Here is a 26,301-nt window from a genome sequence, read left to right as displayed (position 1 = left end):
TGACCGCGTGCGTCTGCGGAGGACATCTGTGATCGACCGCCCCGATTCCAGCATGACGATGGGCCCGCGCGAACTCCGCGCGGGCCCATCTCGTACGGATACCGAAGTGACTGCTACGCCCAGGTGATCAGCCGCTTCGGGCGCTCCAGGATCGCGGCGACGTCCGCCAGGACCTTGGAGCCCAGCTCGCCGTCGACCAGGCGGTGGTCGAACGACAGGGCCAGCGTGGTGACCTGACGGGGCTTCACCTTGCCCTTGTGGACCCACGGCTGGAGCTTGATCGCGCCGACCGCGAGGATCGCGGACTCGCCCGGGTTCAGGATCGGGGTGCCCGTGTCGACGCCGAAGACGCCGACGTTGGTGATGGTCACCGTGCCGCCCGCCATCGCCGCCGGGGACGTCCTGCCCTCGCGGGCCGTGGAAACCAGCTCGCTCAGGGACGCGGCCAGCTGCGGGAGCGTCTGCTCGTGCGCGTCCTTGATGTTCGGGACGATCAGTCCGCGCGGGGTGGCGGCCGCGATGCCCAGGTTGACGTAGTGCTTCTGCACGATCTCCTGGGCGGCCTCGTCCCAGGCGGCGTTGACGCCCGGGTTCCGCTTGATCGCGACCAGGAGGGCCTTGGCGATGAGCAGGAGCGGGTTGACCCGCACCCCCGCCATCTCCTTGTCCTCCTTCAGCTCCGCCACCAGCTTCATCGTGCGCGTCACGTCGACGGTGACGAACTCGGTGACGTGCGGGGCCGTGAAGGCGCTGCCCACCATCGCCTGGGCGATGGCCTTCCGTACGCCCTTGACCGGGATGCGGGTCTCGCGGGCGCCCGGCGTGGTGACCACGGCCGGGGCCGGGGCCTCGGGTGCGGGCTCGGCCACCGGCGAAACGGCGGTCGGTGCCGGGGCCGGGGCCTGGGCCTGGGCCTGCGCCGGTACGGGCGTGGCCGCCGCGTGGACGTCCTCGCGGGTGATGATGCCGCCCTCGCCGGTCGGGACGACCGTCGCCAGGTCGATGCCCAGGTCCTTGGCCAGCTTGCGGACCGGCGGCTTGGCCAGCGGGCGGCTCTCCGGGACGGCGGCGGTGTGGCCGTTCAGCTCGCCCTGGATCGCGGAAGCCGCCGGGGTCGCTTCGGCGGCCGCGCCCTTGCGGGCCCGTCGCTTGGTCGAGCTCTCGGAGACGCCGTACCCGACCAGGACCGGCTGGCGGCCCTTCGGAGCCTCGGGCTCCGCTTCGGGCCGGGCGGCCGGGGCCGGGGCGGGAGCCGGGGCCGCGTCACCGCTGCCCGGGGCCACGTCCACCGCGATGATCACCTGGCCCACGTCGACGGTCGTGCCCTCGGGGAAACGCAGCTCGTGCACCACCCCGTCGAACGGGATCGGCAGCTCCACGGCCGCCTTCGCCGTCTCGACCTCGCACACGACCTGGCCGTCGGTGACCGTGTCACCGGCCTGGACGTACCACTTGAGAATCTCGGCCTCGGTCAGTCCCTCGCCCACGTCGGGCATCTTGAACTCACGGAAGCGAGCAGCGTTGGAAGTGTCGGTCATCGTTGTCACGTCCCCGTCCTCAGTACGCCAGCGAGCGGTCGACGGCGTCGAGCACACGGTCGAGACCCGGCAGGTACTCGTCCTCCAGGCGCGCCGGCGGATACGGGGCGTGGTAGCCGCCGACCCGTAGTACCGGTGCTTCCAGGTGGTAGAAGCAGCGCTCGGTGATCCGGGCGGCGATCTCGGCCCCGGAGCCGTAGAACACCGGAGCCTCGTGGACCACGACGAGCCGGCCGGTCTTCTCGACCGAGGTCTGGATGGCGTCGAAGTCGATCGGGGACATCGAGCGCAGGTCCAGGACCTCGATCGACTTGCCCTCCTCCTGGGCGGCCGCGGCCGCCTCCAGGCAGACCTTCACCATCGGGCCGTACGCGGCGAGCGTGAGGTCGGTGCCGGTGCGGGCCACCGAGGCGCTGTGCAGCGGGCCGGGGATCGAGTCGGTCTCGACCTCGCCCTTGTCCCAGTAGCGGCGCTTCGGCTCGAAGAAGATGACCGGGTCGTCGCTCTGGACGGCCTGCTGCATCATCCAGTAGGCGTCGCTCGCGTTCGACGGCGAGACCACCTTCAACCCCGCGACGTGCGCGAACAGCGCCTCGGGCGACTCGCTGTGGTGCTCGACCGCGCCGATGCCGCCGCCGTACGGGATGCGGATGACGACCGGCAGCTTGATCTTGCCGAGCGCGCGGGCGTGCATCTTGGCGAGCTGCGTGACGATCTGGTCGTACGCGGGGAAGACGAAGCCGTCGAACTGGATCTCCACGACCGGGCGGTAGCCGCGCAGGGCCAGGCCGATCGCCGTGCCGACGATGCCGGACTCGGCGAGCGGGGTGTCGATCACCCGCTCCTCGCCGAAGTCCTTCTGGAGCCCGTCAGTGATCCGGAAGACCCCGCCGAGCTTGCCGACGTCCTCACCCATGATGAGGACCTTGGGGTCGGTGTCGAGAGCCTTGCGCAGCGACTCGTTGAGAGCCTTCGCAATGGACATCTTTTCCATGGCCATGGCTACTTGCTCTCCTCGGCGGTGTCTGCGAACGAAGCCTGGTAGGCGGCGAACTGGGCGCGCTCCTCGTCGACGAGCGGGTTGCCGTCGGCGTAGACGTTGTCGAAGATCGCGATCGGGTCGGGGTCGGGCATCGCCCGTACCGCCTCGCGCACCCGCTTGCCGAGCGCCTCGCTCTCCTCGTCCAGCGCGGTGAAGAACGCCTCGTCGGCGGCGCCCTCCTTCTCCAGGTACGCGCGCAGCCGCAGGATCGGGTCCTTGGCCTCCCAGGAGGCCCGCTCCTCGTCCGCCCGGTACTTCGTCGGGTCGTCGGAGGTGGTGTGCGCGCCCATCCGGTAGGTGAACGCCTCGACGAGCGTGGGGCCCTCGCCCCGGCGGGCCCGCTCCAGCGCCGACCTGGTGACCGCCAGACAGGCCAGTACGTCGTTGCCGTCGACCCGGACGCCGGGGAAGCCGAAGCCCTGCGCGCGCTGGTAGAGCGGGACGCGGGTCTGCTTCTCGGTCGGCTCGGAGATCGCCCACTGGTTGTTCTGGCAGAAGAAGACGACCGGGGCGTTGTAGACCGCGGAGAAGGTGAAGGACTCGGCCACGTCGCCCTGGCTGGAGGCGCCGTCGCCGAAGTACGCGATCACGGCCGAGTCCGCGCCGTCCTTGGCGACGCCCATGGCGTAGCCGGTGGCGTGCAGGGTCTGCGAGCCGATGACGATCGTGTACAGGTGGAAGTTGTTGCTGTTCGGGTCCCAGCCACCGTGGTTCACGCCGCGGAACATCCCGAGCAGATTGGTCGGGTCGACCCCCCGGCACCAGGCGACGCCGTGCTCCCGGTAGGTCGGGAAGACGTAGTCGTCGTCGTTCAGGGCCCGGCCGGAGCCGATCTGGGCCGCCTCCTGGCCGAGCAGCGAGGCCCACAGGCCCAGCTCGCCCTGGCGCTGGAGGGCGGTCGCCTCGGCGTCGAAGCGGCGGGTCAGGACCATGTCCCGGTACAGACCGCGCAGCTCGTCCGCGGTCAGGTCGATCGAATAGTCCGGATGCTCCACGCGCTCGCCCTCGGGCGTCAGCAGCTGTACGAGCTCGGGCTCGGAACTCTGTGGCGTCTTCGCGGACGTCTTCGCGGTCGTTTTCACGGCGCTGGTCCGCTTGCTGCTGCGTCGCGGCTTGCGCGCGGCAGTGCTCTCCACGGTCACGTGCGTGCTCCTCCGTCGGTCCGGCCCCCGGGGTCTGCCGGGAAACCAGTGCGGCTCGCCTGGGTCCGTACCCGTGCACGGGGTGGGTGCCGCTCGGTCCGGGAACAGGCGTGACAGGTGCCCCGGCGAGCCCTGCCAAAAGCACGTTACCCAGTACGCCGCATAACTGCGAAACCCTATCTGACCTGCGATTTTGCTTGGATTTCCAAGTAAATCGAAAAAGTCGGGAACTCTCGCTGGTCACAGCACTGGTAACAGCCTTGCAGGCCGTCGGAACAACGGCACGTTATCCCGCCGTTCGGCGGCAGGGAAGAGGCGAGTGTGTGAGACTGCGTTTTGTGCGCGAACAAGGAAAAATCACCGTTTTTCTGCTGGACGACCACGAGGTCGTCCGACGCGGAGTCCATGAACTGCTCTCGTCCGAGGACGACATCGAGGTCGTAGGCGAGGCCGGGACGGCGGCGGACGCGCTGGTCCGCATCCCCGCGACCCGGCCCGATGTGGCGGTGCTCGACGTACGGCTGCCGGACGGGAGCGGGGTGGAGGTCTGCCGGGAGATCCGCTCCCAGGACGAGAACATCAAATGCCTGATGCTCACCTCGTACGCCGACGACGAGGCGCTTTTCGACGCGATCATGGCGGGCGCGTCGGGATACGTGCTGAAGGCGATCCGGGGCAACGAACTGCTGAGCGCGGTGCGCGACGTGGCGGCCGGGAAGTCGCTGCTGGACCCGGTGGCGACCGCCCGCGTGCTGGAACGGCTGCGCGACGGGAACAAGGGCCGGGGCGAGGACAAGCTCGCCGGTCTCACCGAACAGGAACGCAAGATCCTCGACCTGATCGGCGAGGGGCTGACCAACCGGGCGATCGGCGAACGGCTGCACCTCGCCGAGAAGACGATCAAGAACTATGTCTCCAGCCTGCTCTCCAAGCTGGGCATGGAACGGCGTTCGCAGGCCGCCGCGTACGTGGCCAGGCTCCAGGCCGAGAAGGGCTGAGCACCGCGCCGAGCACCGCGCCCCGGCCGCCGGCACGAAGCGGGGCGGGTCCGGAGGGGCCGCGCAGCCGGTGATCTTCGGGACTTTGGTCCCGGACCAACCGGGGCCGCGGCCTCTTTCCGCGCCCTTCGGGGTGACGGGAGAGTGGAGGCCATGTCCTCCGAGGAACTCCAGGCGATCGAACTGCTCGGTCGCGTCCGCTACGGCCGGCTGGCGACGAGCATGCGCGCCCTCCCGTTCCTGTCGGTGGCCCGCCACGTCGTGATCGACGGCCGTGTGGTCCTGCGGATGCACAGCGGTTTCGGCTACCACACCGCCTGTGACGGAACGGTCGTGGCGTACGGCGCGGACAACTTCGACACCGCGGGCCCGGGGGGCTCCGGACCGGAGGGCGACGATCTGTGGGCCGTGCAGTTCACCGGCACCGCCCAGATCGTGCACCCGGCGCCCGGCCAGCGCGAACTCTTCGGCGCGGGTCCCGCCCGGGTCAACGGGGAACTCTTCGACCCGGCGTACCTCAGGCTCGAACCGCACTTCGTCTCTGTGCACACTCTGGGCTTCGACGCAAGTCAATCGATCAGCAACACAGCGTGATCTAACATCTGGTGAGTGCCGCGCTCATTTGTCACCCTTCCGCCCGCTCCGTCGGCCGGTGAGGTGTTGTTCCCGACCCTGCCCGCTCCGCCCGTGTCCCCGGTGGACCGGCTGCCGCTCCCGTCCGTGTCCCCGGTGGACCGGCCGCCACTCCCGTACGTGTCCCGGGTCGCCCGGTCGCCGCTCCCGTACGTGCCGCGGCCGCCCGTGCCGCCGGTGGACGAGGTGCTGCGCCGCTATCCGGACGCCGGCGAGCCCCTCAGCTGCAAACCCATCACCAAGGGCCTGCTCAACCACGGCTACCGCGTCTCCACCACCCGCGGCTCCTACTTCCTCAAGCACCACCTCGACGACTCCACCGGCGACCGCGCCACGATCGTCCGCCAGCACCGCGCCACCCAGCGGCTCCAGTCGCTCGGCGTGCCCGTCGCCCCGCCCGTGCAGGACACCCAGGGCGACACGGTCACGGAGATCGGCGGCCGGTGCTACGCCCTGCACCCGTGGGTGGACGGGCTGCACCGGGCGGGCGCCCAGCTCAGCACCGACCAGTCCGAGCGGCTCGGGGCACTGCTCGGGGCCGTGCACACCGGCCTGGAGCAGGTCATGGGGGCGGTCACGGGGGGCGCCCAGCGGTCCGGCGGATACCGGAGCCCGGACCCCGTGGACACCTTCGCGCTGATCGACGACCTGCTGACGGTCGCGCGCCGGAGTTCTTCCCGGGACGCCTTCGACGAGCTGGCCGAGCACCGCCTCCTGGAGCGGCGCACCCTGCTGGAACGTCACGCCGACCGCAGGCCCCCCACCCCCGACGCCCCCGCCACCGGCTGGGTGCACGGCGACTTCCACCCGCTGAACGTCCTGTACCGGGGCGCGGACCCGGTCGCGATCCTCGACTGGGACCGGCTGGGGGTCGAGCCGCGGGCGGAGGAGGCGGTACGGGCCGCGGCGATCTTCTTCGTACTGCCGGCCGGAAAGCTGGAGCTGGAGAAGGTCCGGGCGTACGCGCGGGCCTACCGGCGGGCGGCCGGGGCGAGCGCGGCGGAACTGGCGGCCGCGGTGCACCGGGTGTGGTGGGAGCGGCTCAACGACTTCTGGATACTGCGGTGGCGGTACTGCCTGGACGACCGGAGGGCCGACCCGCAGTTCCCTGCGGTGTCGGCCCTGGCGGTCTGGTGGACGCGCGAGTACGAGTCGGTGTGCGAGGCGTTCACGGGGTGACCGGGCCGGTGCCCGGATGCGGCCGGGCACGCGCCCGGCCGTTCACGGGGACGGAGGGGCCGGTGTCCGGTCGTTCACGGGGCGGTGGCCCGGTTGGCGGCCGCCGGTCGGGTCAGGGCGTGGTGCCCGTGCCCGGCCCGGCCGCCGCGGACGTACCGGTGGTGGCTGCGCCCCCGTTGTCCGTGCCCGTGCCGCCGTTGTCCGTACCGGTACCGCCGTTGTCCGTACCCGTGCCGCCGTTGTCCGTACCGGTACCGCCGTTGTCCGTACCGGTACCACCATTGTCCGTACCCGTGCCGCCGTCGTCCGTGCCCGTGCCGCCGTTGTCCGTGCCGGTACCGCCGTTGGCCGGGTTGGTCGGTTCGTTCGACGGGGGAATGGACGGCTGGGTCGGGGTGGTCGACGGGGGGTAGGTCCGCCTCGGCCGGGTGTCCTCCTGGCTGCCGGTGGAGTTCTCCGGCGTCTGGTCCTGGTCGCTCTGCTCGTCGGTCGGCCCGGACGAACTCTTCTTCGGGGACGGCGAGCTGGAAGACTTGTCGGGCTTCTTCTCGTGGGTCGAGCCGTTGTCGTTCGCGGCGTTGACCGCGATGGCGACGCCCGCGCCGATCGCGATCAGCGCGAGCACGACGAACAGCCACAGCTTGCCGCGGCCGCCACCGCCCTGGTGCCCACCGTCGTAACCGCCGTCGTCGGGGTTCATCGGCGGCAGGATCGGGCCCTGCGAGGTGTCCCCGTGCGGCGGGTGGCCCATCGCCATGGTGCTCCCGGCGACGCCCATGGCCGGGGTGTGCCCGCCCTCGTGCATCGTGACCGGGCCGGTGTTCCACGTGCCCGTGTGGCCGCCCTGGACCTGGAGCATCTGGAGGCTGTACTGGACCAGACCGCGCATCTCCTCGGCGCTCTGGAACCGGTCGTCCGGGTCCTTCGCGAGGGAGCGCATGACCAGCCCGTCCAGCTCCGGCGGCACCGAGCCCAGGACCTCGGACGGCGGGACCGGGATGTCCTGGACGTGCTGGTAGACCACCGACAGCGGGGTCTCTCCGGTGAACGGGGGCCGCAGCGCCAGGAGTTCGTACAGCAGGCAGCCGGTGGCGTAGAGGTCGGAGCGGTGGTCGACGGCCTTGCCCAGCGCCTGCTCGGGGGAGAGGTACTGCGGCGTGCCCATGACCATGCCGGTCTGGGTCATCGTCGACTGCGCGCCGTGCAGCGCGCGGGCGATGCCGAAGTCCATCACCTTGACCGCGCCGGAGTTGGTGATGATCACGTTGGCGGGCTTGATGTCGCGGTGCACGATGCCGTGCTGGTGCGAGTACGCGAGCGCTTCGAGCACGCCGGAGACGATGATCAGCGCCTGCTCGGGCGGCGGGGCCTCGGCGCTGATCAGCAGATCGCGGATGGTGCGGCCCTCGACCAGCTCCATCACGATGTAGGGGACGGTCGCCCCGCCCACGACGTCCTCGCCGGAGTCGTACACGGCGACGATCGCGTGGTGGTTGAGTCCGGCCACGGACTGCGCCTCGCGCGTGAACCGGGCCTTGGAGACCGGGTCCTCGGCGAGATCGGAGCGCAGGAGCTTCACCGCGACCGTGCGTCCCAGCCTGACGTCCTCGGCCGCGAACACCTCGGCCATTCCGCCCCGGCCGAGACGGTGGGTCATCCGGTAACGTCCGTCACCGACGACACCACCGATGCCCCAGGAGTCGGTGCCATCCGAAACTCCGCCGCCGTTTGCTTCGGAATCGGGTGCCATCAGTCCTCGCCGTCGTATCTGTCCGCGCGTCCGCGGGTTCTCACGGTGTCTAGCTGCATTGCCACGCCACGCTACAGCCTCTTCCGGACACCCCGGTTCCGAGAGGGACCGGTCATCCAACCGCCCGGCGCGGCGTCCAGGCAAATTTCATGCGGTTCCTGTAACGCTTCCGAGACGCTTCTTGTGCGTACGGTCACGGAACGGGCACCTGGCTTGACGTGTCGTACCCCTCGGGCAGACTTGGCCCGTCACAGGGTTGATCGCGTCAGTCGCGCGCCGAGGGGGAAGCCAGACATGAGCCAGGACGGCGCACACGGCGCACAGGGTCGCTACGCGGGCGGTTCGGTCGCCGGCGGGCGCTACCAGCTTCGCGACCTGCTCGGCGAGGGCGGGATGGCCTCCGTATACCTGGCGTACGACAGCGCTCTCGACCGTCAAGTCGCAATCAAGACACTCCACACCGAGCTGGGCCGCGAGCAGTCATTCCGCGAGCGCTTCCGCCGCGAGGCCCAGGCTGTGGCGAAATTGCAGCACACCAACATCGTCTCGGTCTTCGACACCGGTGAGGACGAGCTCGGCGGCGCGCTGATGCCGTACATCGTCATGGAGTACGTGGAGGGGCAGCCGCTCGGCTCCGTGCTCCAGTCGGACATCCAGAACTACGGCGCGATGCCGGCCGAGCGGGCACTGAAGGTGACGTCCGACGTGCTGGCCGCCCTGGACACCAGCCATGAGATGGGCCTGGTCCACCGCGACATCAAGCCCGGCAACGTGATGATGACCAAGCGCGGTGTCGTGAAGGTCATGGACTTCGGCATCGCCCGCGCCATGCAGTCGGGCGTCACGTCGATGACGCAGACCGGCATGGTCGTGGGCACCCCGCAGTACCTCTCCCCCGAGCAGGCCCTGGGCCGCGGCGTGGACGCCCGCTCCGACCTGTATTCGGTCGGCATCATGCTGTTCCAGCTGCTGACCGGGCGGATCCCCTTCGACGCGGACTCCCCGCTGGCCATCGCGTACGCGCACGTCCAGGAGGAGCCGGTCGCGCCCTCCACCATCAACCGCTCGGTCACCCCGGCGATGGACGCGCTGGTCGCCCGCGCGCTGAAGAAGAACCCGAACGAACGTTTCCCGAGCGCGGCGGCGATGCAGGACGAGATCGCCCGCGTGCTGGCCGCGAGCGGCTCCACCGGCGCGCCGGTGATCGTCCCGGGCGGCGGCGCCCCGGCGAACAGCGGCTCGGGCGTCGGCTCGGCGGTCTTCCCGCCGGTCGACCAGTCCGGTGGGATGCCCCAGAGCGTGCAGACGCCGTACCAGCCGGGTCCGTACCAGTCCGGCGCCCAGCCCGGCCCGTACGGCTCCGCGACCCCGGCGCCCGCGCCGTCGTACGGCTACCCGCAGTCCACCCCGGCGTACCAGGGCCAGGCCCCGGTGCCGCAGCAGACCCCGCCGCCCTACGCGCTCTCGCAGACCGGGACGCAGTCGTACTCCGGCTCGGGCGGGGGCGGGGGCGGCTCCAAGCGGAACATGCCGGTGATCGTCGGCGCGATCGTGGTCGCGCTGATAGCGATCGGCGGGCTGATCACGGTCCTCGCGCTGAAGGACGACGACAAGGGCGACACGACCGCGAACGAGTCCCCGGCCGCGAGCGAGCACAAGGATCCGGAGCGGAACCGGACGATGAAGACCGAGGACTGCACGGACGCCATGGAGGACAGCGACGACCCGGAGAAGGTCGACGCGCCGAAGTTCCTCTACAAGGACTTCCTCTCCGCGAAGGCCTGCGCGGACAAGGCGGGCTGGACCGTCAAGAAGATCAAGGTGCCCGGGAACGCGTACGCGGAGGACCAGGTCATCGACCAGTTCCCGTCGTCCGGCACCGCCGTGGACAAGACCGGCGCCCACTTCGAACTGCGCGTCGCGACGGGCGACCCGGCCTGAGCGGAGGGCAGGGCCGAGCGGGCGGCATGCCCTGAGCAGGGGTACGGCCTGAGCCACGGTCGGGATTCGGTGCGGGCCGCGATGCGGCCTGAGCCCGGAGCGGCCGGGGCGGGGCTGGGCGGGCGCGTGCCCGGGGCGTGCGGTCCGGCGCGTGTGGTCCGGGGTGCGATTCACGGTGTGGACGGCGGCTCGGTGCGGGCCGTACATCGGCGGACGCCGGATCGGCGTACATCCAAGATGCCGGACATATCGTCACATGTGACGCTGACCCCATGGCTTCAGGACTTCTCCCCTCACGGCCCACGAGGTGCGTGGCCTGCCTGGTACTGACGGCGAGCGCGACGCTGGCGGCGGCCGCGGGCGAGGCACGGGCCGGTCAGCACCCGACCGGCCACCCGACGGGATTGTTCAGCACCCCGGCGGCATCACCCGGGCACACCCCGGACGGGACGTCCTCCCCGCCCTCCAGCGCTGCTGATGTTGTGGGTGCTGCTGGTGGGAGCGCCGGTGCCCCTGGCACTTCTGACGTCTCCAGCGATACCAGAGCCTCCAGGGGCTCCAGCGCCTCCAGCACCTCCGCCGAGACCGACGAACCCGACGGTTTTCACGGCTCTGACGGCTCCGACGACTCCGACGACTCCAGCGCCGATCCGTCGACCGAGGAGCCGCCCGCCCCCTCGTCCACTCCCTCGGCCGCGCCGACGACAGCCGGTTCCCCGGACGGCGGGTCGGCCGCGGCCGTCCCTACCGGCGGACCGCACCCCTCCCGATCCCCCGGGGCCCCCGATCCCGCCTCGGCACCGGGCCCCGCGTCCAGCCCCGCCTCGCGCCCCGGCTCCGGTGCCACCCCGGGCTCGCCGCAGCCCGGGTCACAGCCCCCACTGGCCGGGCTGAAGGCCGGGGAGGGGCGACTGCGGCCCGGACGGCAGCTCTCGCCGCAGGAGCTGGCGCGCGCGGACAGTGCGTTCCAGTCCACCCCGCCCGCCGCCGCGACCGATCCGGATCCGGAGCACGCCGCGGCCCCCGTCGCGAGCGCGTCCCCCGGCGCCGGTCCCCTCTCGCCGCAGGCCCTGAGCGCACCGGCCGTACAGCAGGTGAAACAGGTGTCGCTGGGCGCGGGCATCACGTTGATCGGGCTGGGTCTGGGCTTCCTGGCGCTCCGCATGCGCCGGTCGGACTGACCAGTAGGAACGGAGCCCCGCCGAACCACCAGCAGGCCGTCGCCGGACCGTCGCCGCCCCTCTCACCAGCGCCTGCGTGCCCCGGAGGAAACTTGCGCCGAACGACATACTCGGTATACATACTCAGTATGTCGATCCGCCACGGGCTCCTGGCCCTCCTGGAACGGGGGCCCCGATACGGCTCCCAGCTCCGTACCGAATTCGAATCACGCACTGGCTCCACCTGGCCGCTCAACGTCGGCCAGGTGTACACGACGCTCAGCCGTCTGGAGCGCGACGGACTGGTCGTCCAGGACGACGAGGACGACCAGGGGCACGCCCTCTACGCGATCACCGACGCCGGGCGCACCGAGCTGCGGAGCTGGTTCGAGACGCCCGTAGACCGGAGCAACCCGCCCCGCGACGAGCTGGCCATCAAGCTCGCCATGGCGGTCGGCGCGCCCGGGGTCGACATCCGTGCCGTCATCCAGTCCCAGCGCCACCACACCGTGAAGGCGATGCAGGACTACACCCGGCTCAAGGCGCAGTCGCTCAGCGACGTCCCGGCCAACCGCGACGAGGTCGCCTGGCTGCTCGTACTGGAGCAGCTGATCTTCCAGGCGGAGGCCGAGGCCCGCTGGCTGGACCACTGCGAGACCCGGCTGGTCCGGCTCGCCGAGGCCGCCGCCACGGACCCGGAACCCGAAATCCGTACGGCAGGCCGCGCCGCGTTCCGCATCGCCCGCACACCCAGCCGGCGCTGACGCGCCCCGCAGGCCCAGAGCCCGCCGCGCCCCGCGACCCGCAGACCACGGGCCGCACCCCGCACCAGGTCACGGACCCGGGCCGCGGGCCCCTCGCCCCACATCCGTTCCAAGGGGGAACAACCCATCATGTCCTCGCACGTCCCGCCCCGATCCGCCCCACCGACACCGGCCGGCGAACCGGTGCTCGAACTCCGGGCACTCACCCGTACCCACGGCTCCGGCATCGCCGAGGTGCACGCCCTGCGCGGCGTCAACCTCTCCGTCCACGCCGGTGAGCTCGTCGCCGTGATGGGGCCGTCCGGCTCCGGCAAGTCCACCCTGCTGACGATCGCGGGCGGCCTGGACACCGCGACCGGCGGCCAGGTGATCATCGAGGGCCAGGACATCTCCGGACTCGGCCAGAAGGGCATCGCCGCCCTGCGCCGCCGCAGCGTCGGCTACGTCTTCCAGGACTACAACCTGATCCCCGCCCTCACCGCCGCCGAGAACATCGCGCTGCCGCGCGAGCTCGACGGTGTCTCGGTCCGCAAGGCCCGCAAGGAAGCGCGGGCGGCGCTGGAGGAGATGGGGCTCCTGGAGATCGCCGACCGGTTCCCGGACGAAATGTCCGGCGGCCAGCAGCAGCGGGTCGCGATCGCCCGCGCGCTGGTGGGGGACCGGCGCCTGGTGCTCGCCGACGAACCGACCGGAGCGCTCGACTCCGAGACCGGCGAGAAGGTCCTCGCGCTGCTGCGCAGCCGCTGCGACCAGGGCGCGGCCGGGGTGATGGTGACGCACGAGCCGCGCTACGCGGCCTGGGCGGACCGGGTCGTGTTCCTGCGGGACGGTTCGATCGTCGACCAGACGCTCACCGGCAACGCCGATTCGCTCCTCACTTCCGAGGCCGCCAAGTGAGCGTCCTCCCCGGCTGGCGCGCCGCCCTCCGGATGGCCCGGCGCGACGCGATACGGGCCAAGGGCCGCAGCGCACTGGTCGTCGCGATGATCGCCATCCCCGTGCTCGGCGTCACCGCCCTCGACGTGACCTACCGCAGCGTGACGCCGACCGCGGCCGAGAAGCTGACGGCCGCCATGGGTTCCGCCGACGCCCTCTTCAGCGATCAGGAAAGCGGCCCCATCCAGCAGCTGCCCGACGGGCAGTCGTACCGCCAGGTCGACGAGAACGCGCCGCTGGACGAGAACGCCCCGAGGACCGACCTCAGCACCACGTTCCCCAAGGGTTCGCGGGCGATCAGCCTCCAGACCGCCCCGGCGAGCGTCACCACCGAATACGGCATCACCGACACCGACATCCGCGAGATCCGCACGTCGGACCCGCTGGCCCGCGGCATGATCGAACTCGTGCGCGGCGCCTATCCGCGCGGCATGAACGAGATGGCCGCCACCGAGCCGTTCCTGAAGTCGACCGGGCTGGACGTCGGATCGACGACGACCGTGCGCAGCTCCGGCAAGAAGTACCGGATCACCGGAGTGGTCGAGCAGCCGTCCGAGCTGAAGACCGAGGCGCTGTTCGCCGACCCCGGAGCGGTCATCGCCCCGTGGGAGGCCAGGTCGAAGCACGACAAGAAGGTGACGCCCCCGAACATCCAGCCCCCGGAGTGGCTGGTCAAGGGCCCCGAGGGGGCCGGGGTGACCTGGCCGGACGTACTGCGGGCCAACAAGTCGGGCATCCTCGTCACCTCCCGCCAGGTCGTGCTCGACCCGCCGCCGGACTCCGAGATCCCGCTGCTGGCCAGGAAGGACTACACCCCGTTCACCAACAGCCCCGAAGGGCTGAGCACGGCGCTCATCACCGTGACCGCCCTGGCGATGCTGGAGATCGTGCTGCTCGCCGGTCCGGCCTTCGCGGTCGGCGCGCGCCGCTCCCGCCGCCAGCTGGGCCTCCTCGGCACCTGTGGCGGGGACCGGCGCCATGTCCGGGCCGTGGTGCTCGGCGGCGGTCTCGTGCTCGGCGGGATCGGGGCGGTGACCGGTGTGGTGGTCGGACTCGGGCTCACCGCGGTGTTCCGTACGATGATCGAGGAATGGGCCGGACACCGCTTCGTCTCCATCGCGCTGAGGCCGACGGAGCTGCTGGCCATCGCGGTGCTCGGTCTGGTCACCGGTCTCCTGGCGGCGTTCGCCCCCGCGCTCGTGGCGAGCCGGCAGTCCGTACTCGAATCGCTCACCGGCCGTCGCGGCGTCCGCCGCTCCTCCCGGGTGCTGCCGATCGTGGGCGCCTGTGTGCTGGCCGTCGGTACCGGCGTCGCCGTGTACGGCGGCACCTCCGGCAACGCGACGCTGGTCTCCGGTGGCTCGGTGGTCGCGGAGCTCGGGCTCCTCGCCTGCATCCCGGTGATCGTCGGCTTCCTCGGCCGGCTCGGGCGCAGGCTCCCGCTCTCGCCCCGGATGGCGCTGCGCGACGCGGCCCGCAACCGCGGTCGTACGGCTCCGGCGGTCGCGGCCGTGATGGCGGCCGTCGCGGGTTCGGTGGCCGTCGCCACCTACATGTCCAGCACCGCGGCCGAGGCCGACTTCAACTACACCCCCTCGTTGACGGAGGGCACCGTCGTCCTCTCCTCCGCGTCCTCCGCCGAGGCCGGGGCCGCCGGGCGGCTCCCGCAGGCACGGACCGCGGTCGAACGGAACATGGCCGTCACCGGCCCGCCCGCCGACTACAGGCGGCTCTGGGCGGGCAGCGACTGCAACCTGTACGGCGACGCGGAGAACGACTGCGGCACTCTCGAACTGGTCAAGCCCACCGGCAAGGCCCACTCCTGCCCGCTCACCGGCAAGGGCGCCAAGGAACTCGCCGCACGGCTCTCCGACGACGAGCACAGGGAGCTGGTCCATTCCCCCGCCTGTCTCGTCAGCAACCGGCCGACGGGGCTCTTCAACACCAACGCGACCAACATCGTCGTGGCGGACGCGGCCATGCTCAGCACCTATGTGAAGCTCGACGACCCCGCTGCCGCCAAGGCGCTGGAGGCGGGCACACCGGTGCTGCTAAACGAGGCGCTCGCGGAGCACGGCGAGGTCACCCTCACGGCGACCCACGCCTTCAGCAAGAAGGACAAGAAGAACTGGGCACAGCACCCGGGCAAGGCACGGACCACCACGGACAAGCTGAAGGTGTACGTGGCTCCCGCGAAGTTCGCGGCCACCCCCGGGATCAGCATGATCATGCCGCAGCGGACCGCGGAGCGGCTCGGCCTGCACACCGAGGCCGCCGGCAGCGTGTATCCCGTCGCCCACCCGCCGACGGACGCCGAGAGCCAGGCGACGTACGCCGCGCTCGCGCAGGTCGGCGGCAGCGTCTGGGTGCAGTCCGAGAGCGGCCGCGGTGAGACCGACAACAGCATGCTGATGATCCTCACGCTGTTCGCCGGGCTCGTGACACTGGGCGCCGCCGCGATCACCACGGGCCTGGCCAAGGCAGACGCGGAGGCCGACCTCAACACCCTCAGCGCGGTGGGCGCGCCCCCGGGCGTACGACGGAAGCTGTCCGGCTTCCAGTGCGTGGTGGTGGCGTTGACCGGCGTGGTGCTCGGAACGCTGTCGGGGCTGGTGCCCGCGGTGGCGCTGCGGCTGGTCGATCTGCGCAAGGCACTCCAGACCATGCGGATGGACCCCATGGAGTCGGCGTACACCCCGATCGTGCTGCCGTGGGCCACCCTCGCCCTGCTCGTCGTGGGCGTCCCGCTGGTGGCCGGTCTGCTGGCGACGGCACTCACCCGCTCACGCCTCGCGCTGGCGCGGAGGGCCGGCTGACGGGAATGCCGGTGCGGTCGGCGCGGCCAGTACCGCTGGTGCGGCCAGTGCGGCCAGTGCGGCCAGTACCGCTGGTACGGCCGGTGCGGCCGGTGCGGCCGGTGCGGCCGGTGCGGCCGGTGCGGCCGGTTCGCTGAGCGGCCGACTCGGTGCCCCCGTGAACGGTGGATCAACCGTTTGCGGGGGCACCACAGTGTCGTACGGCAGGTGTGCGAGACAATGGCGCCATGGAGATGCCGAGGAATGAACGGTCGCAGGAGCACCCCCAAGTCCTCGTGGTGGGGCAGGACGGCATGGCGATCGGCGGCGGTGGCACTGACGACGAATCGCGCGAGGTCCCGGTGACGGAGATGGTCGAGCAGCCCGCGAAGGTCATGCGCATCGGCAGCATGATCAAGCAGCTCCTGGAGGAGGTCAGGGCGGCTCCTCTCGACGAGGCGAGCCGGGTCAGGCTCAAGGAGATCCACGCCAGCTCCGTGAAGGAGCTGGAGGACGGGCTCGCGCCGGAGCTGGTGGAGGAGCTGGAGCGCCTCTCCCTGCCGTTCACCGAGGAGTCGGTGCCCTCCGAGGCGGAACTCAGGATTGCCCAGGCCCAGCTGGTGGGCTGGCTGGAGGGCCTGTTCCACGGCATCCAGACGGCGCTGTTCGCCCAGCAGATGGCCGCGCGCGCCCAGTTGGAACAGATGCGCCGCGCCCTTCCGCCGGGCAGTGTGCACGAGGACGAGGACGGCGGCGGGGACCCGCACGGGGCCATCCGGTCGGGCCCGTACCTCTAGAAAAGACGGCAGGGCCGGAAGGGGACCTGCCCCCGGAGCGACACCGAGGCCCGGCGCACCTGGACCACAATCCGTGCGCCGGGCCTTCGCGTGGGCGGGGCGAGGCTTCGCGTGGGCGGGGCGGGCCTTCGCGTGGGCGGGGGCGAGGCTTCGCGTGGGCGGGGCGGGCCTTCGCGTGGGCGGGGGCGAGGCTTCGCGTCGGCGGGGCGGGCCTTCGCGTGGGCGGGGGCCGGTCCGCTGCCCGTCCCGGCGGGCCGGGGCGGCCCGCCGCCCGTCCCCGTGGGCGGGGTCAGCCCGCCGGGGCCCGCAGCAGCACCTTGCCGATGTGCGCGCTGGATTCCAGCACCCGGTGGGCCTCGGCGGCGTCCGACATCGGCACGGTACGGTCCACGACCGGCCGTACGACGCCCTCGACGATCAGTGGCCAGACATGCTCGCGCACCGCGGCGACGATGGCGGCCTTCTCGGCGAGCGGACGCCCGCGCAGCGAGGTCGCGGTGACGGCGGCCCGCTTGTTCAGCAGGGCTCCCAGATTCAGCTCGCCCTTGGCGCCGCCCTGGAGCCCGATGATGGCCAGCCTGCCGTTGACGGCGAGCGCCTGCACATTCCGGTCCAGGTACTTCGCTCCGACGATGTCGAGGATGACATCCGCACCGGCCCCGTCGGTCGCCTTGCGCAGTTCCTCGACGAAGTCCTGTTCCCGGTAGTCGATCAGGATGTCGGCGCCGAGCTCCGCGCAGCGCTCCAGCTTCTCCGGTCCCCCTGCGGTGACCGCGACCCGTGCGCCCACGGCCTTGGCGAGCTGGATCGCCATCGTGCCGATGCCGCTCGACCCGCCGTGCACCAGCAGCGTCTCACCGGGGCGCAGATGGGCCACCATGAAGACGTTGGACCAGACCGTGGCCGTCACCTCCGGCAGCGCGGCGGCGAGGACCGGGTCGATGCCGCCCGGCACGGGCAGGAGCTGCCCGGCGGGTACCGCGACCTTCTCCGCGTATCCGCCGCCCGCGAGCAGCGCGCACACCTCGTCGTCGACCGACCAGCCGGTGACGCCGGGCCCGACCGCCGAGATGCGGCCCGAACATTCAAGGCCGGGGTACGGGGACGCGCCGGGCGGCGGGTTGTAGAACCCCTGCCGTTGCAGCACGTCCGCGCGGTTGACCGCGCTGGACACGACATCGACGAGGACCTCGCCCTCGCCGGCCACCGGATCGGGCACCTCGGCCCAGACGAGCGCCTCGGGACCGCCGGGTTCAGGGATCGTGATCGCATACATGGCGGCGAGGCTACTCCGTAGCAGGTGAAGGACCTCGAAGGACGCCGCACGGAATCAGTGGCACGTAATCAATCACGCGGATTCAGTGGCACGGGTTGCATAGCGCGGGTTGCATAGCGCGGGTTGCATAGCGTGGTTGCGTAGCGCGACTTGGGCAGCCCGGGTTGGGAAGGGTCGTCTTGGGCGGCGCGGGTTGGGCAGCGCGGGTTGGGCAGCGCGGAACCAGCGGCACGACTCAGTCGCGTGGGCGCGATGCCCCCATGGAGGTGGGCGGGCCGTCCTGCGGTGACTCGTTCGAAGCGCGGACGATGGTGATCAGACGGTCCGTCAACTGAAGCGGACTGGCCGCCGGGTCGTCGTAACCCAGCAGCCGGTGTCCACGCAACACGCTGACCACGAGATCCTCGGTCTCCCGGACGCTCTTGCCCACCTCGGCCTTTATCACCGGCCGTTCGACGAGATCGAGCCCGCTGCCCTGCTGGATCAGGTCCTCCATCACGGTGCCCGCACTGGGGCTGAGCACGGAGAGGCCCAGCAGCCGGCCCGCGGCGCTGGCACTGGTGATCACCGCGTCGGCACCGGACTGCCGGAGCAACGGGGCGTTCTCCTCCTCGCGCACCGCCGCGACGATCTTCGCGCCCCGGTTGAGCTGCCGTGCCGTCAGCGCCACCAGCACCGCCGTGTCGTCGCGCTGGGTGGCGATGATGATCTGACGTGCCTTCTGGAGTTCGGCCCGCAGCAGCACATCGCTGCGGGTGGCGTCGCCGACCACGCCGACGAACCCTTCGGCGTTGGCGATCTCGATCACCTTGGTCGCCGGGTCGACGATGACGATCTGTTCCTTCTTCAGGCCGGTGGCGCACAGGGTCTGGATGGCCGAGCGGCCCTTCGTCCCGAAACCGACGACAACGGTGTGATCACGCAAGTTGGTTCTCCAACGCTTCAGCCGAAAATCCTCCCGGGTCCGTTCCGTGAGGACCTCAAGAGTGGTGCCGACCAGGATGATCAGGAAGAGCACCCTCAGCGGTGTCACCAGCACCACATTGGTGAGGCGGGCGCCGTCCGAGTACGGAGTGATGTCGCCGTAGCCGGTGGTGGAGAGGGTGACCGTGGCGTAGTACACCGCGTCCAGCAGATCGACCTTGCCATCGGCGGCATCGTGATACCCGCCGCGGTCCGTCCAGACGATCAGCACCGTCGCGGCAAGCACCAGGAGCGCCATCAGCAGCCGCTTGGCGACCTGCCGCGCCGGTCCGGCGACCGCCCGGCGCGGGAGCAGTACCCGGGTGGGCACGACATGTTCGTCCGCACGCCTGGCCATCAGATCGTGGCCGGGAAGTTTCACGTGAAACACCCTTCCGTCCACGGCATCGCCGAGGCCCACGGTAGATCGAGGATCTCCACTTCGGTGCCGGACCGTACCCCGCCCGGCGGTACGACGGCCAGTCCATCGGCAGCGGCGATCCCCCGGAGCATGGCCGGACCGCTGTACCGCAGCGGTACGACGTGCTCGGCACCACTGCCGGTTCCCGCGCCGTGGACGACGGGCACCAGGCGGGTGTCTCGCGGATGCCCGTGCACCTCGTCGCGCACCACGGCCCGGTAGGGCAGCTGCGGCCCCTGTCCCGCCAGCCCGCGGAGCAGGGGCTCGGCCAGCGTGAGGAGCCCGGACACGGCGGCCAGAGGATTGCCCGGCAGTCCCACGAGGTACGGTCCACCGCCGCGTGCCCCGCTCCGGCGCTCCGCCCGGCCCGCCGACGCGTCCTGGTTCGCGAGCCGGGCCAGCAGCATCGGGTGGCCGGGACGGACCGCGACCCCGTCGACCAGCAGCTCGGCCCCGATCCCGGCGAGCACGGGGTGGACGTGGTCGACGGGGCCCGCGGCCGTACCGCCCGTGGTGACGACCAGATCGGCGTCGGACGTGATGAGGGCGTGCCGCAGGGCCGTCGCGTCGTCGCCCAGGCGCTGCGGGGCCGAGACCTCGGCGCCCAGCGCGCGCAGCCAGGGCCCGATCATCGGGCCGAGCGCGTCGCGGATCAGCCCGTCGTGCGGCAGGCCATCGGTGAGGAGTTCGTCGCCGAGAACGAGTACGTCCACGCGCGGGCGCGGCACCACGACAAGGCTGTCGTACCCGGCTGCGGCGGCCAGCCCCAGAACGGCCGGCGTCACCAGCGCTCCGGCGGGCATGAGCTGATCACCGGCACGGCACTCCTGGCCACGGGGCCTGATGTCCTGGCCGGGCAGGACCTGATGCTGCGCGTGGAGCAGTCCTCTGACCTCGTCCTCGTGGGCGTGCTCGCTGCGGATCACGGCATTGGCATCGGTCGGAATGCGGGCGCCGGTGGCAATCCGTACGGCATCTCCGTCGGCGAGCGCGGCGGGAGCGCTCTGCCCGGCGAGGATGCCCATGCTCCGGCCTGAACCGACAGCGGCCCCAGGACTCTTCCCGCCCCCGGCCCCGGCCGCACTCTCTCCCCGGTCTTTGGTCTCTTCCCCGGCTTCGGTCTTGTTTCTGGCTTCGGTTCTGTCTCCGGCTTCGGTCCTATTTCCGGCTTCGGTTCTGTCTCCAGTCCCGGCGGGCTCGCGGATGGTCCACGGCCCCGGTCCGGAGACGACCCAGCCGTCCATGGCGGAGGTGTCGAAGGACGGCAGATCGGTGAGGGCGACGAGCGGCTCGGCCAGTACCTGTCCGAGCGCCCGGTCGAGGGGCAGCCGGTCGGCCCGCACGGCGATGGAACGCCCGCACCGAACGGCGAGCGCACGCGCCTCCTCCCAGGGGACGGAGTGCCCACGGGCTGCTTCGGACGCTTTCCCGGAGTCGCCCACAGGACGAGTCCGGTCCGTGGAGCACGGCTGCTCCGTGGCACGGGGTGGCCCCATGGGGTGCGGACCGCCGCAGGGCTGGCAGGAGTCGCCTGAGGACTGATGGGGGTCGCCGCCGGACTGGCAAGAGCCGTCCGAGGACTCATGAGAGTCGCCGCAGGACTGATGAGAGGTGCCGACGGAGGGCTGATAGGGGGTGCTGACGGAGGGCTGACGGGGAGTGCCGGAAGGCTGATGACGGTCGCCGGAGGATGGTCGTCCGACCAGTGCGAGGGCCTGTTCGACAGCCCGGTCCTCCTCGGCCGCCCAAACCGCCGACGAACCGACGCCCCGCCCCTGCCCGACAGCCGCGGACGAGTCGGCCGACGAGCGGGTGTCCGCTGCCGAGGGCCCGATGCCCGTCGGTGCGGCGCCCGCGGCGGGAGGCCCATCCGTCCCGCCGCTGTGGGCGGTCACCGCGTCTCGTTCTCGTCCGCCCAGCGGAGGGCGAGCGCGGCAGCCTTACGGGCCGCCTCGGCCACTGCCGTGGCGCCGTCACCGCCTTCTTCGCTGCTCGCCCTGGCTGCCGCGTACCCGACCAGGAAGGTCGTCAGCGGCGCGGCGGGCCGGGCGACGCCGTGGGCGGCGTCACGGGCGAGATCGAGCAGGATGCCGGTGTCGACGTCCAGTTCGATGCCGAGTTCGTTCTTGACTGCGGTGATCCATTCATCGAGCACGGACCCATGCTCTCTGATGCGGGCCCGAGCCGATGCAATGTCCTCCCAGGTGTCGCAGTCGAAGGAGGCGAGCGGACCGGCCTCCACCCGGGCGAGGTCGAGCTCATGCGTCAGCAGGCGCAGGGGGAGCCCGGCCAGACCGCCGTGCTCGGCGGCGAGCAGCGCGAGCTCACGGCGGAGCGGCTCGGCGCGGTAGACGGCGACGAGCGGCTGGTCGCGCCCCTGCTGATCGGCGCAGAGCGCCCCTTCCCGCTGTCCTTCCCCGGCGGCGGCGAGGAGCGTTCCGACCGTGTCCGGTCCGAGGAACGGCAGGTCGGCGGAGAGCACCAGAACCCGCTCCGCCGTGATCTGCCGGACCCCCGCGTCGAGCGCGGCCAACGGGCCCCCGCCCGGAGGCTCCTCGCACACCCATGTCACCGGCCGCACGGTGGGCCGTCGTCCGCCCACCACCACCGTCGACGAGGCGTCGGCGCAGGCCGCGAGCACCCGGTCGAGCAGCGCACGGCCACCGACCCGGATCCCGGGTTTGTCGGCGCCGCCGAGCCGCTTGGCGGCCCCTCCGGCAAGGACGATGGCGTCATACGCGGTCATGCATCCGAGTATGCGGAGCGCGGGCTCCCGCCGATCCTCCCGGTCAGCGATCCCGCCGGACCTCCCGGTCAGCGATCGGGCCGGACCTCCCAGTCGGCGATCGGGCCGGACCTCCCGGTCAGCGATCCCGCCGGACCTCCCAGTCGGCGATCCCGCCGGACCTCCCGGTCAGCGATCCCGCCGGACCTCCCGGTCGGCGATCGGGCCGGACCTCCCGGTCAGCGATCGGGCCGGCGCCCCGGAACGGTCGGGCGGCAACCGGACCGGGCGGGACGGAAGGCGGGGCCCACGGCCGCCCCGCGCCTACAACGTACGCAGCAGCACCGCCGGTTGCTCCACACAGTCGGCCACGTAACGCAGGAAGCCGCCCGCCGTACCGCCGTCGCAGACCCGGTGGTCGAAGGTCAACGACAGCTGGACCACCTGTCGTACGGCCAGTTCGCCCTGGTGCACCCAGGGTTTGGGCACGATCCGGCCGACACCCAGCATCGCCGCCTCGGGGTGATTGATGATCGGGGTCGATCCGTCGACCCCGAACACCCCGTAGTTGTTCAGCGTGAACGTGCCCCCGGTCAGCTCCGCCGGGGTCAGCCGCCCGGTGCGCGCCGCCTCGGTCAACCGGGCGATCTCGGCCCCGATCGACTCGGCGTTCCTGGCCTGCGCGTCCCGCACGACGGGAACGACCAGGCCCCGATCGGTCTGCGCCGCGAACCCGAGATGGACCTCCGGCAACCGCACGATCTCCCGCGCCTCCAGGTCCACCGTGGAGTTGAGCTCGGGGAACCTGGCCAGCGCGGCGGTGCAGATGCGAGCCAGCAGGGCCAGCACCGACACCTTGGGTCCGGCTGCCGGACCACTCGTGCTGTTCATCGCGGTCCGGGCCGCCATCAGCTCGGTGGCATCGGCGTCGACCCAGCACGTGGCGTCGGGAATCTCCCGTCGACTGCGCGCCAGCTTGTCGGCGACCGCGCCCCGTACACCGCGCAGGGGAACCCGGTGCGCGCTCTGCCGTGCCGCCGGCCGAGAAGCCGACTCCGGCACCGGGGCCACTGGTACCTGCGCCGCTGGTACCTGCACCGCCATCGGCACCCGCACCGTCTCTGTCACGGCCCCCGGCACCGGGGCCGGGGCCGGAGCCGCGGACGTCGAGGAAACCCTCACCCCTTCCGCCGACACCCTGATCGCGGCTTCGACATCGGCCCGCAGAATCAGCCCGTCCGGACCGGACCCCACCAGCTGCCGCAGATCGACTTCATGCTGCCGTGCCAGCTTCCGTACCAGCGGGGAGACGACCGCCACCGGCCCCAGAACCGCATCCGACACGGAACCGGAACCGGAAGCCGACCCCGGAGCCGCGACCGGCACCGAGACAGGAGCAGGAGCAGGAGCAGGAGCAACGGCCGGCACCGGAGCCGCGGCAGGGGCCGCCGCCGAAGCCGAAGCCGGAACCACAGGCGTCTTCGCGGCAGCAGCTGCCGTCAGGGCCGTGGGACGGACCCGCCGACGACGGGCCGCCGGTGCACCCGTCCCGTACCCGACCAGCACATTGCCGGACGACTCCACTTCACCGGCCCCGGACCCGGTCCCGGCCCCACCGGAACCGGAACCCGGGGTGTCGTCGGCCCCGTCGCCCGATCCCACCGCGACCGTCAGCAGCGGTGCCCCGACCGGAAGTTCCGCGCCCTCCTCACCGAACCGGGCGGTCACCACACCCCCGTACGGGCACGGCACCTCCACCATCGCCTTGGCCGTCTCGACCTCGACGACCGGCTGGTCGATGGCGACGACGTCGCCGACCTCCACCAGCCAGCGCACGATCTCCGCCTCGGTGAGCCCCTCACCGAGGTCCGGCAGCTTGAATTCGAGTACCTGGGGCATCAGCTCTCCGCCTCCCACTGCAAGCGGGCGACCGCGTCCAGCACCCGGTCCACGCCCGGGAGATGGTGCTTCTCCTGCATCGGCGGCGGATACGGGATGTCGAACCCGGCGACCCGCAGCACCGGCGCCTCCAGATAGTGGAAACAGCGCTCGGTGACCCGGGCCGCTATCTCCCCGCCCGGCCCGCCGAAGCCGGAGGACTCGTGGACGACGACCGCTCGCCCCGTGCGCCGGACGGAAGCGGCGACGGTCTCGTCGTCGAACGGCACCAGGGAGCGCAGGTCCACGACCTCAAGATCCCAGCCCTCCTCGACTGCCGCCTCCGCCGCCTCCATACAGACGGGCAGCGACGGCCCGTAGGTGATCAGCGTCGCGCTGCGGCCCGGTCGACGTACGACGGCGCGGCCGATCGGCTCCACCGTCGCCGGGGCACCGGGCGACCAGTCCGCCTTCGACCAGTAGAGCCGCTTCGGCTCCAGGAACACCACCGGATCGTCGGAGGCGATCGAGGCCCTGAGCAGCCCGTACGCGTCCTCGACGGTGGCGGGTGTGACGACATGGAGGCCGGGCGTCGCCATGTAGTACGCCTCGGAGGAGTCGCTGTGGTGCTCGACCCCGCCGATCCCGCCGCCGTACGGCACCCGGACCGTGATCGGCAGCGGCATGGCGCCGGCCGTCCGGTTCCGCATCTTCGCGACATGGCTGAAGAGCTGCTCGAACGCCGGATAGGCGAAGGCGTCGAACTGCATCTCCACCACGGGCCGCAGCCCGTACATCGCCATGCCCACGGCCGCACCGAGGATGCCCGCCTCGGCCAGCGGGGTGTCCGTGCAACGGTCCTCGCCGAACTCCTTCGCCAGACCGTCGGTGATCCGGAAGACCCCGCCGAGCGTGCCGACGTCCTCGCCGAGGACGTGCACTGTCGGGTCCTCGGCCATCGAGTCGCGCAGTGCCTGCCCGAGGGCCTGCGCCATCGTGGCGGGTTTGGCCTTCGCCGTCCGCTCGCCAACCGTCGCCGCTGCGGTGGTCATCGTCCCTCCTCCACGTCGTCCTGGCCGTGCTGGTCCTGCTCGGCGTCCAGTTCGACCCGCAACCGGGCCGCCTGCTCCCGTAGTTGCTCGGTCTGCTCCGCGTAGACATGGGTGAACAGAGCCATCGGGTCCAGCACCGGATCGGCGTTCATCCGCTCGCGCAGTGCGGCCGCCATCCGCTCCGCGGCCGCGCGCGCCTCCTCGATCCCGTCGTCCCCGAGCAACCCCCGTCCGGTCAGCTCCCGCTCCAGGAGCCGGATCGGGTCATGCGCACGCCATGCCTCCACCTCGCTGTCGACGCGGTAACGAGTGGCGTCGTCGGCGTTCGTATGGGCATCCATCCGGTACGTCACCGCCTCGACCAGCGTCGGCCCACCGCCGCTGCGGGCCCGCGCCACCGCCTCGCCGAGGACCTGGTGCACGGCGGCCGCGTCGTTTCCGTCCACCAGCCGGCCCGGCATCCCGTACCCCACGGCCTTGTGCGCCAGGGACGGCGCGGCCGTCTGCTTCGCCAGCGGCACGGAGATCGCGAAGCCGTTGTTCTGCACGAGAAAGACGACCGGGGCACGCCAGACGGCCGCGAAATTCAGCGCCTCGTGGAAATCGCCCTCGCTGGTGCCGCCGTCACCGACCATGGCGAGCGCCACCACGTCGTCGCCCTTGAGCCGCGCCGCGTGCGCCAGCCCGACCGCGTGCGGCAGCTGAGTGGCGAGGGGGGTGCAGAGCGGCGCGATGCGGTGCTCGCGCGGGTCGTAACCGGTGTGCCGGTCGCCGCGCAGCAGCGTCAGCGCCTCGACCGGGTCCAGACCGCGCGCCACGGCCGCGAGGGTGTCCCGGTAGCTGGGAAAGAGCCAGTCCCGCTCCTCCAGCACCAGCGCGGCCGCTATCTCGCAGGCCTCCTGCCCCGTGCTCGACGGGTAGACGGCAAGCCGCCCCTGCTTGGTGAGGGCGGTCGCCTGCGCGTTGTACCTCCGGCCCCGCACCAGCTCCGCGTAGAGCCGGAGCAGCAGCTCGGGAGCGACGTCGGCCGCGGCATCCGTGCCGAGCACGCGGTACGGCTCGGGGTCCGGGAGCAGCGGCGCGGGATCGGTGAGCGGCTTCCAGGCCGGGGGCGGCGTGGGCCGGTAAGCCGCCGCGCCGGGCAGCTCTTGGACCGTCATGACAAGCACCTCCTGGCATCGAGTGGTTTCGAGCGGCGTCTGACGGCATCGGGGGTCGTCCGGTGCCGAGGGGTGTCGAAATGCATCGGAATGTCGAGCGCTGTCCGAGGCACTGCTGTGGTGCGCCTCACCTACCGATTGTTCGGTCGTG

Annotated in this window: 20 protein-coding genes; 9 read left to right on the top strand and 11 right to left on the bottom strand. The window is 71.6% G+C overall.

Annotation, left to right across the window (positions count from 1 at the left end; translation table 11 throughout):
* Window positions 1–113 precede the first annotated feature (113 nt).
* From ACFVFH_RS11490 to pdhA (ACFVFH_RS11480), 3 genes are read right to left on the bottom strand one after another with little or no spacing between them, the layout of a single operon-like run.
* The gene (locus ACFVFH_RS11490; protein WP_383766052.1) at window positions 114–1,547 is read right to left on the bottom strand and encodes a dihydrolipoamide acetyltransferase family protein; all 1,434 of its coding nucleotides are present in this window, start codon (window positions 1,545–1,547) and stop codon (window positions 114–116) included.
* A gap of 10 nt (window positions 1,548–1,557) precedes the next feature.
* Window positions 1,558–2,538 carry an alpha-ketoacid dehydrogenase subunit beta gene (locus ACFVFH_RS11485; protein WP_383766050.1) on the bottom strand — a complete coding sequence of 327 codons (981 nt, stop codon included), beginning with the start codon at window positions 2,536–2,538 and terminating at the stop codon, window positions 1,558–1,560.
* Between the two features lie 2 nt (window positions 2,539–2,540).
* Window positions 2,541–3,722: a pyruvate dehydrogenase (acetyl-transferring) E1 component subunit alpha gene (gene pdhA, locus ACFVFH_RS11480; RefSeq protein ID WP_383766048.1), complete on the bottom strand. Its 1,182-nt coding sequence runs from the start codon at window positions 3,720–3,722 to the stop codon at window positions 2,541–2,543.
* Between the two features lie 338 nt (window positions 3,723–4,060).
* On the opposite strand from pdhA (ACFVFH_RS11480), the gene ACFVFH_RS11475 reads away from it, so the two are divergent.
* From ACFVFH_RS11475 to ACFVFH_RS11465, 3 genes are all read left to right on the top strand, one after another.
* Window positions 4,061–4,720, top strand: a complete 660-nt coding sequence (locus tag ACFVFH_RS11475; protein WP_383766784.1) for a response regulator — start codon at window positions 4,061–4,063, stop codon at window positions 4,718–4,720.
* A 153-nt stretch (window positions 4,721–4,873) separates the two neighbouring features.
* Window positions 4,874–5,314, top strand: a complete 441-nt coding sequence (locus tag ACFVFH_RS11470; RefSeq protein WP_383766046.1) for a pyridoxamine 5'-phosphate oxidase family protein — start codon at window positions 4,874–4,876, stop codon at window positions 5,312–5,314.
* Between the two features lie 225 nt (window positions 5,315–5,539).
* Window positions 5,540–6,532, top strand: coding sequence for a phosphotransferase (locus tag ACFVFH_RS11465; RefSeq protein ID WP_383766781.1), 993 nt, complete (start codon window positions 5,540–5,542; stop codon window positions 6,530–6,532).
* 112 nt (window positions 6,533–6,644) lie between these two features.
* On the opposite strand, the gene ACFVFH_RS11460 is transcribed toward ACFVFH_RS11465, so the two are convergent.
* On the bottom strand, window positions 6,645–8,282 hold the full coding sequence (locus ACFVFH_RS11460; RefSeq protein WP_383766045.1) for a protein kinase: 1,638 nt from the start codon (window positions 8,280–8,282) through the stop codon (window positions 6,645–6,647).
* A 294-nt stretch (window positions 8,283–8,576) separates the two neighbouring features.
* Here ACFVFH_RS11460 and ACFVFH_RS11455 point away from each other — a divergent pair, with 294 nt between their 5' ends.
* The 6 genes from ACFVFH_RS11455 to ACFVFH_RS11430 all read left to right on the top strand — a co-directional run bounded on the left by ACFVFH_RS11455 (window position 8,577) and on the right by ACFVFH_RS11430 (window position 16,675).
* Window positions 8,577–10,223, top strand: a complete 1,647-nt coding sequence (locus tag ACFVFH_RS11455; protein ID WP_383766044.1) for a protein kinase — start codon at window positions 8,577–8,579, stop codon at window positions 10,221–10,223.
* A gap of 272 nt (window positions 10,224–10,495) precedes the next feature.
* Window positions 10,496–11,404, top strand: a complete 909-nt coding sequence (locus tag ACFVFH_RS11450) for a hypothetical protein (RefSeq protein WP_383766042.1) — start codon at window positions 10,496–10,498, stop codon at window positions 11,402–11,404.
* A 128-nt stretch (window positions 11,405–11,532) separates the two neighbouring features.
* Window positions 11,533–12,147: a PadR family transcriptional regulator gene (locus tag ACFVFH_RS11445; protein ID WP_383766040.1), complete on the top strand. Its 615-nt coding sequence runs from the start codon at window positions 11,533–11,535 to the stop codon at window positions 12,145–12,147.
* 129 nt (window positions 12,148–12,276) lie between these two features.
* A complete protein-coding gene (locus tag ACFVFH_RS11440) occupies window positions 12,277–13,044 on the top strand; it encodes an ABC transporter ATP-binding protein (RefSeq protein ID WP_383766038.1) in 768 nt (255 codons plus the stop codon).
* Window positions 13,041–15,899, top strand: a complete 2,859-nt coding sequence (locus tag ACFVFH_RS11435; RefSeq protein WP_383766036.1) for an FtsX-like permease family protein — start codon at window positions 13,041–13,043, stop codon at window positions 15,897–15,899. The genes ACFVFH_RS11440 and ACFVFH_RS11435 overlap by 4 nt, the downstream gene beginning before the upstream one ends.
* Window positions 15,900–16,126: 227 nt before the next feature.
* Window positions 16,127–16,675 carry a bacterial proteasome activator family protein gene (locus ACFVFH_RS11430; protein WP_383766035.1) on the top strand — a complete coding sequence of 183 codons (549 nt, stop codon included), beginning with the start codon at window positions 16,127–16,129 and terminating at the stop codon, window positions 16,673–16,675.
* A gap of 289 nt (window positions 16,676–16,964) precedes the next feature.
* On the opposite strand, the gene ACFVFH_RS11425 is transcribed toward ACFVFH_RS11430, so the two are convergent.
* The 7 genes from ACFVFH_RS11425 to pdhA (ACFVFH_RS11395) all read right to left on the bottom strand — a co-directional run bounded on the left by ACFVFH_RS11425 (window position 16,965) and on the right by pdhA (ACFVFH_RS11395) (window position 26,150).
* On the bottom strand, window positions 16,965–17,951 hold the full coding sequence (locus ACFVFH_RS11425) for an NAD(P)H-quinone oxidoreductase (RefSeq protein WP_383766033.1): 987 nt from the start codon (window positions 17,949–17,951) through the stop codon (window positions 16,965–16,967).
* 235 nt (window positions 17,952–18,186) lie between these two features.
* On the bottom strand, window positions 18,187–19,335 hold the full coding sequence (locus ACFVFH_RS11420; protein ID WP_383766031.1) for a potassium channel family protein: 1,149 nt from the start codon (window positions 19,333–19,335) through the stop codon (window positions 18,187–18,189).
* Window positions 19,293–20,831 carry a molybdopterin molybdotransferase MoeA gene (locus tag ACFVFH_RS11415; protein ID WP_383766029.1) on the bottom strand — a complete coding sequence of 513 codons (1,539 nt, stop codon included), beginning with the start codon at window positions 20,829–20,831 and terminating at the stop codon, window positions 19,293–19,295. The genes ACFVFH_RS11420 and ACFVFH_RS11415 overlap by 43 nt, the downstream gene beginning before the upstream one ends.
* Window positions 20,832–21,226: 395 nt before the next feature.
* On the bottom strand, window positions 21,227–22,081 hold the full coding sequence (locus ACFVFH_RS11410; RefSeq protein WP_383766028.1) for an NTP transferase domain-containing protein: 855 nt from the start codon (window positions 22,079–22,081) through the stop codon (window positions 21,227–21,229).
* Between the two features lie 303 nt (window positions 22,082–22,384).
* On the bottom strand, window positions 22,385–23,959 hold the full coding sequence (locus ACFVFH_RS11405) for a dihydrolipoamide acetyltransferase family protein (RefSeq protein WP_383766026.1): 1,575 nt from the start codon (window positions 23,957–23,959) through the stop codon (window positions 22,385–22,387).
* A complete protein-coding gene (locus ACFVFH_RS11400; RefSeq protein WP_383766024.1) occupies window positions 23,959–24,990 on the bottom strand; it encodes an alpha-ketoacid dehydrogenase subunit beta in 1,032 nt (343 codons plus the stop codon). Before ACFVFH_RS11400 ends, ACFVFH_RS11405 begins: the two co-directional genes overlap by 1 nt.
* Window positions 24,987–26,150: a pyruvate dehydrogenase (acetyl-transferring) E1 component subunit alpha gene (pdhA, locus tag ACFVFH_RS11395; RefSeq protein ID WP_383766023.1), complete on the bottom strand. Its 1,164-nt coding sequence runs from the start codon at window positions 26,148–26,150 to the stop codon at window positions 24,987–24,989. The genes ACFVFH_RS11400 and pdhA (ACFVFH_RS11395) overlap by 4 nt, the downstream gene beginning before the upstream one ends.
* Window positions 26,151–26,301 lie beyond the last annotated feature (151 nt).

Source organism: Streptomyces sp. NPDC057697 (assembly GCF_042799335.1).
Lineage (GTDB): Bacteria > Actinomycetota > Actinomycetes > Streptomycetales > Streptomycetaceae > Streptomyces.
The sequence above is the reverse complement of the archived record's forward strand: the minus strand, read 5'-3'. Positions and strand labels throughout refer to the sequence as shown.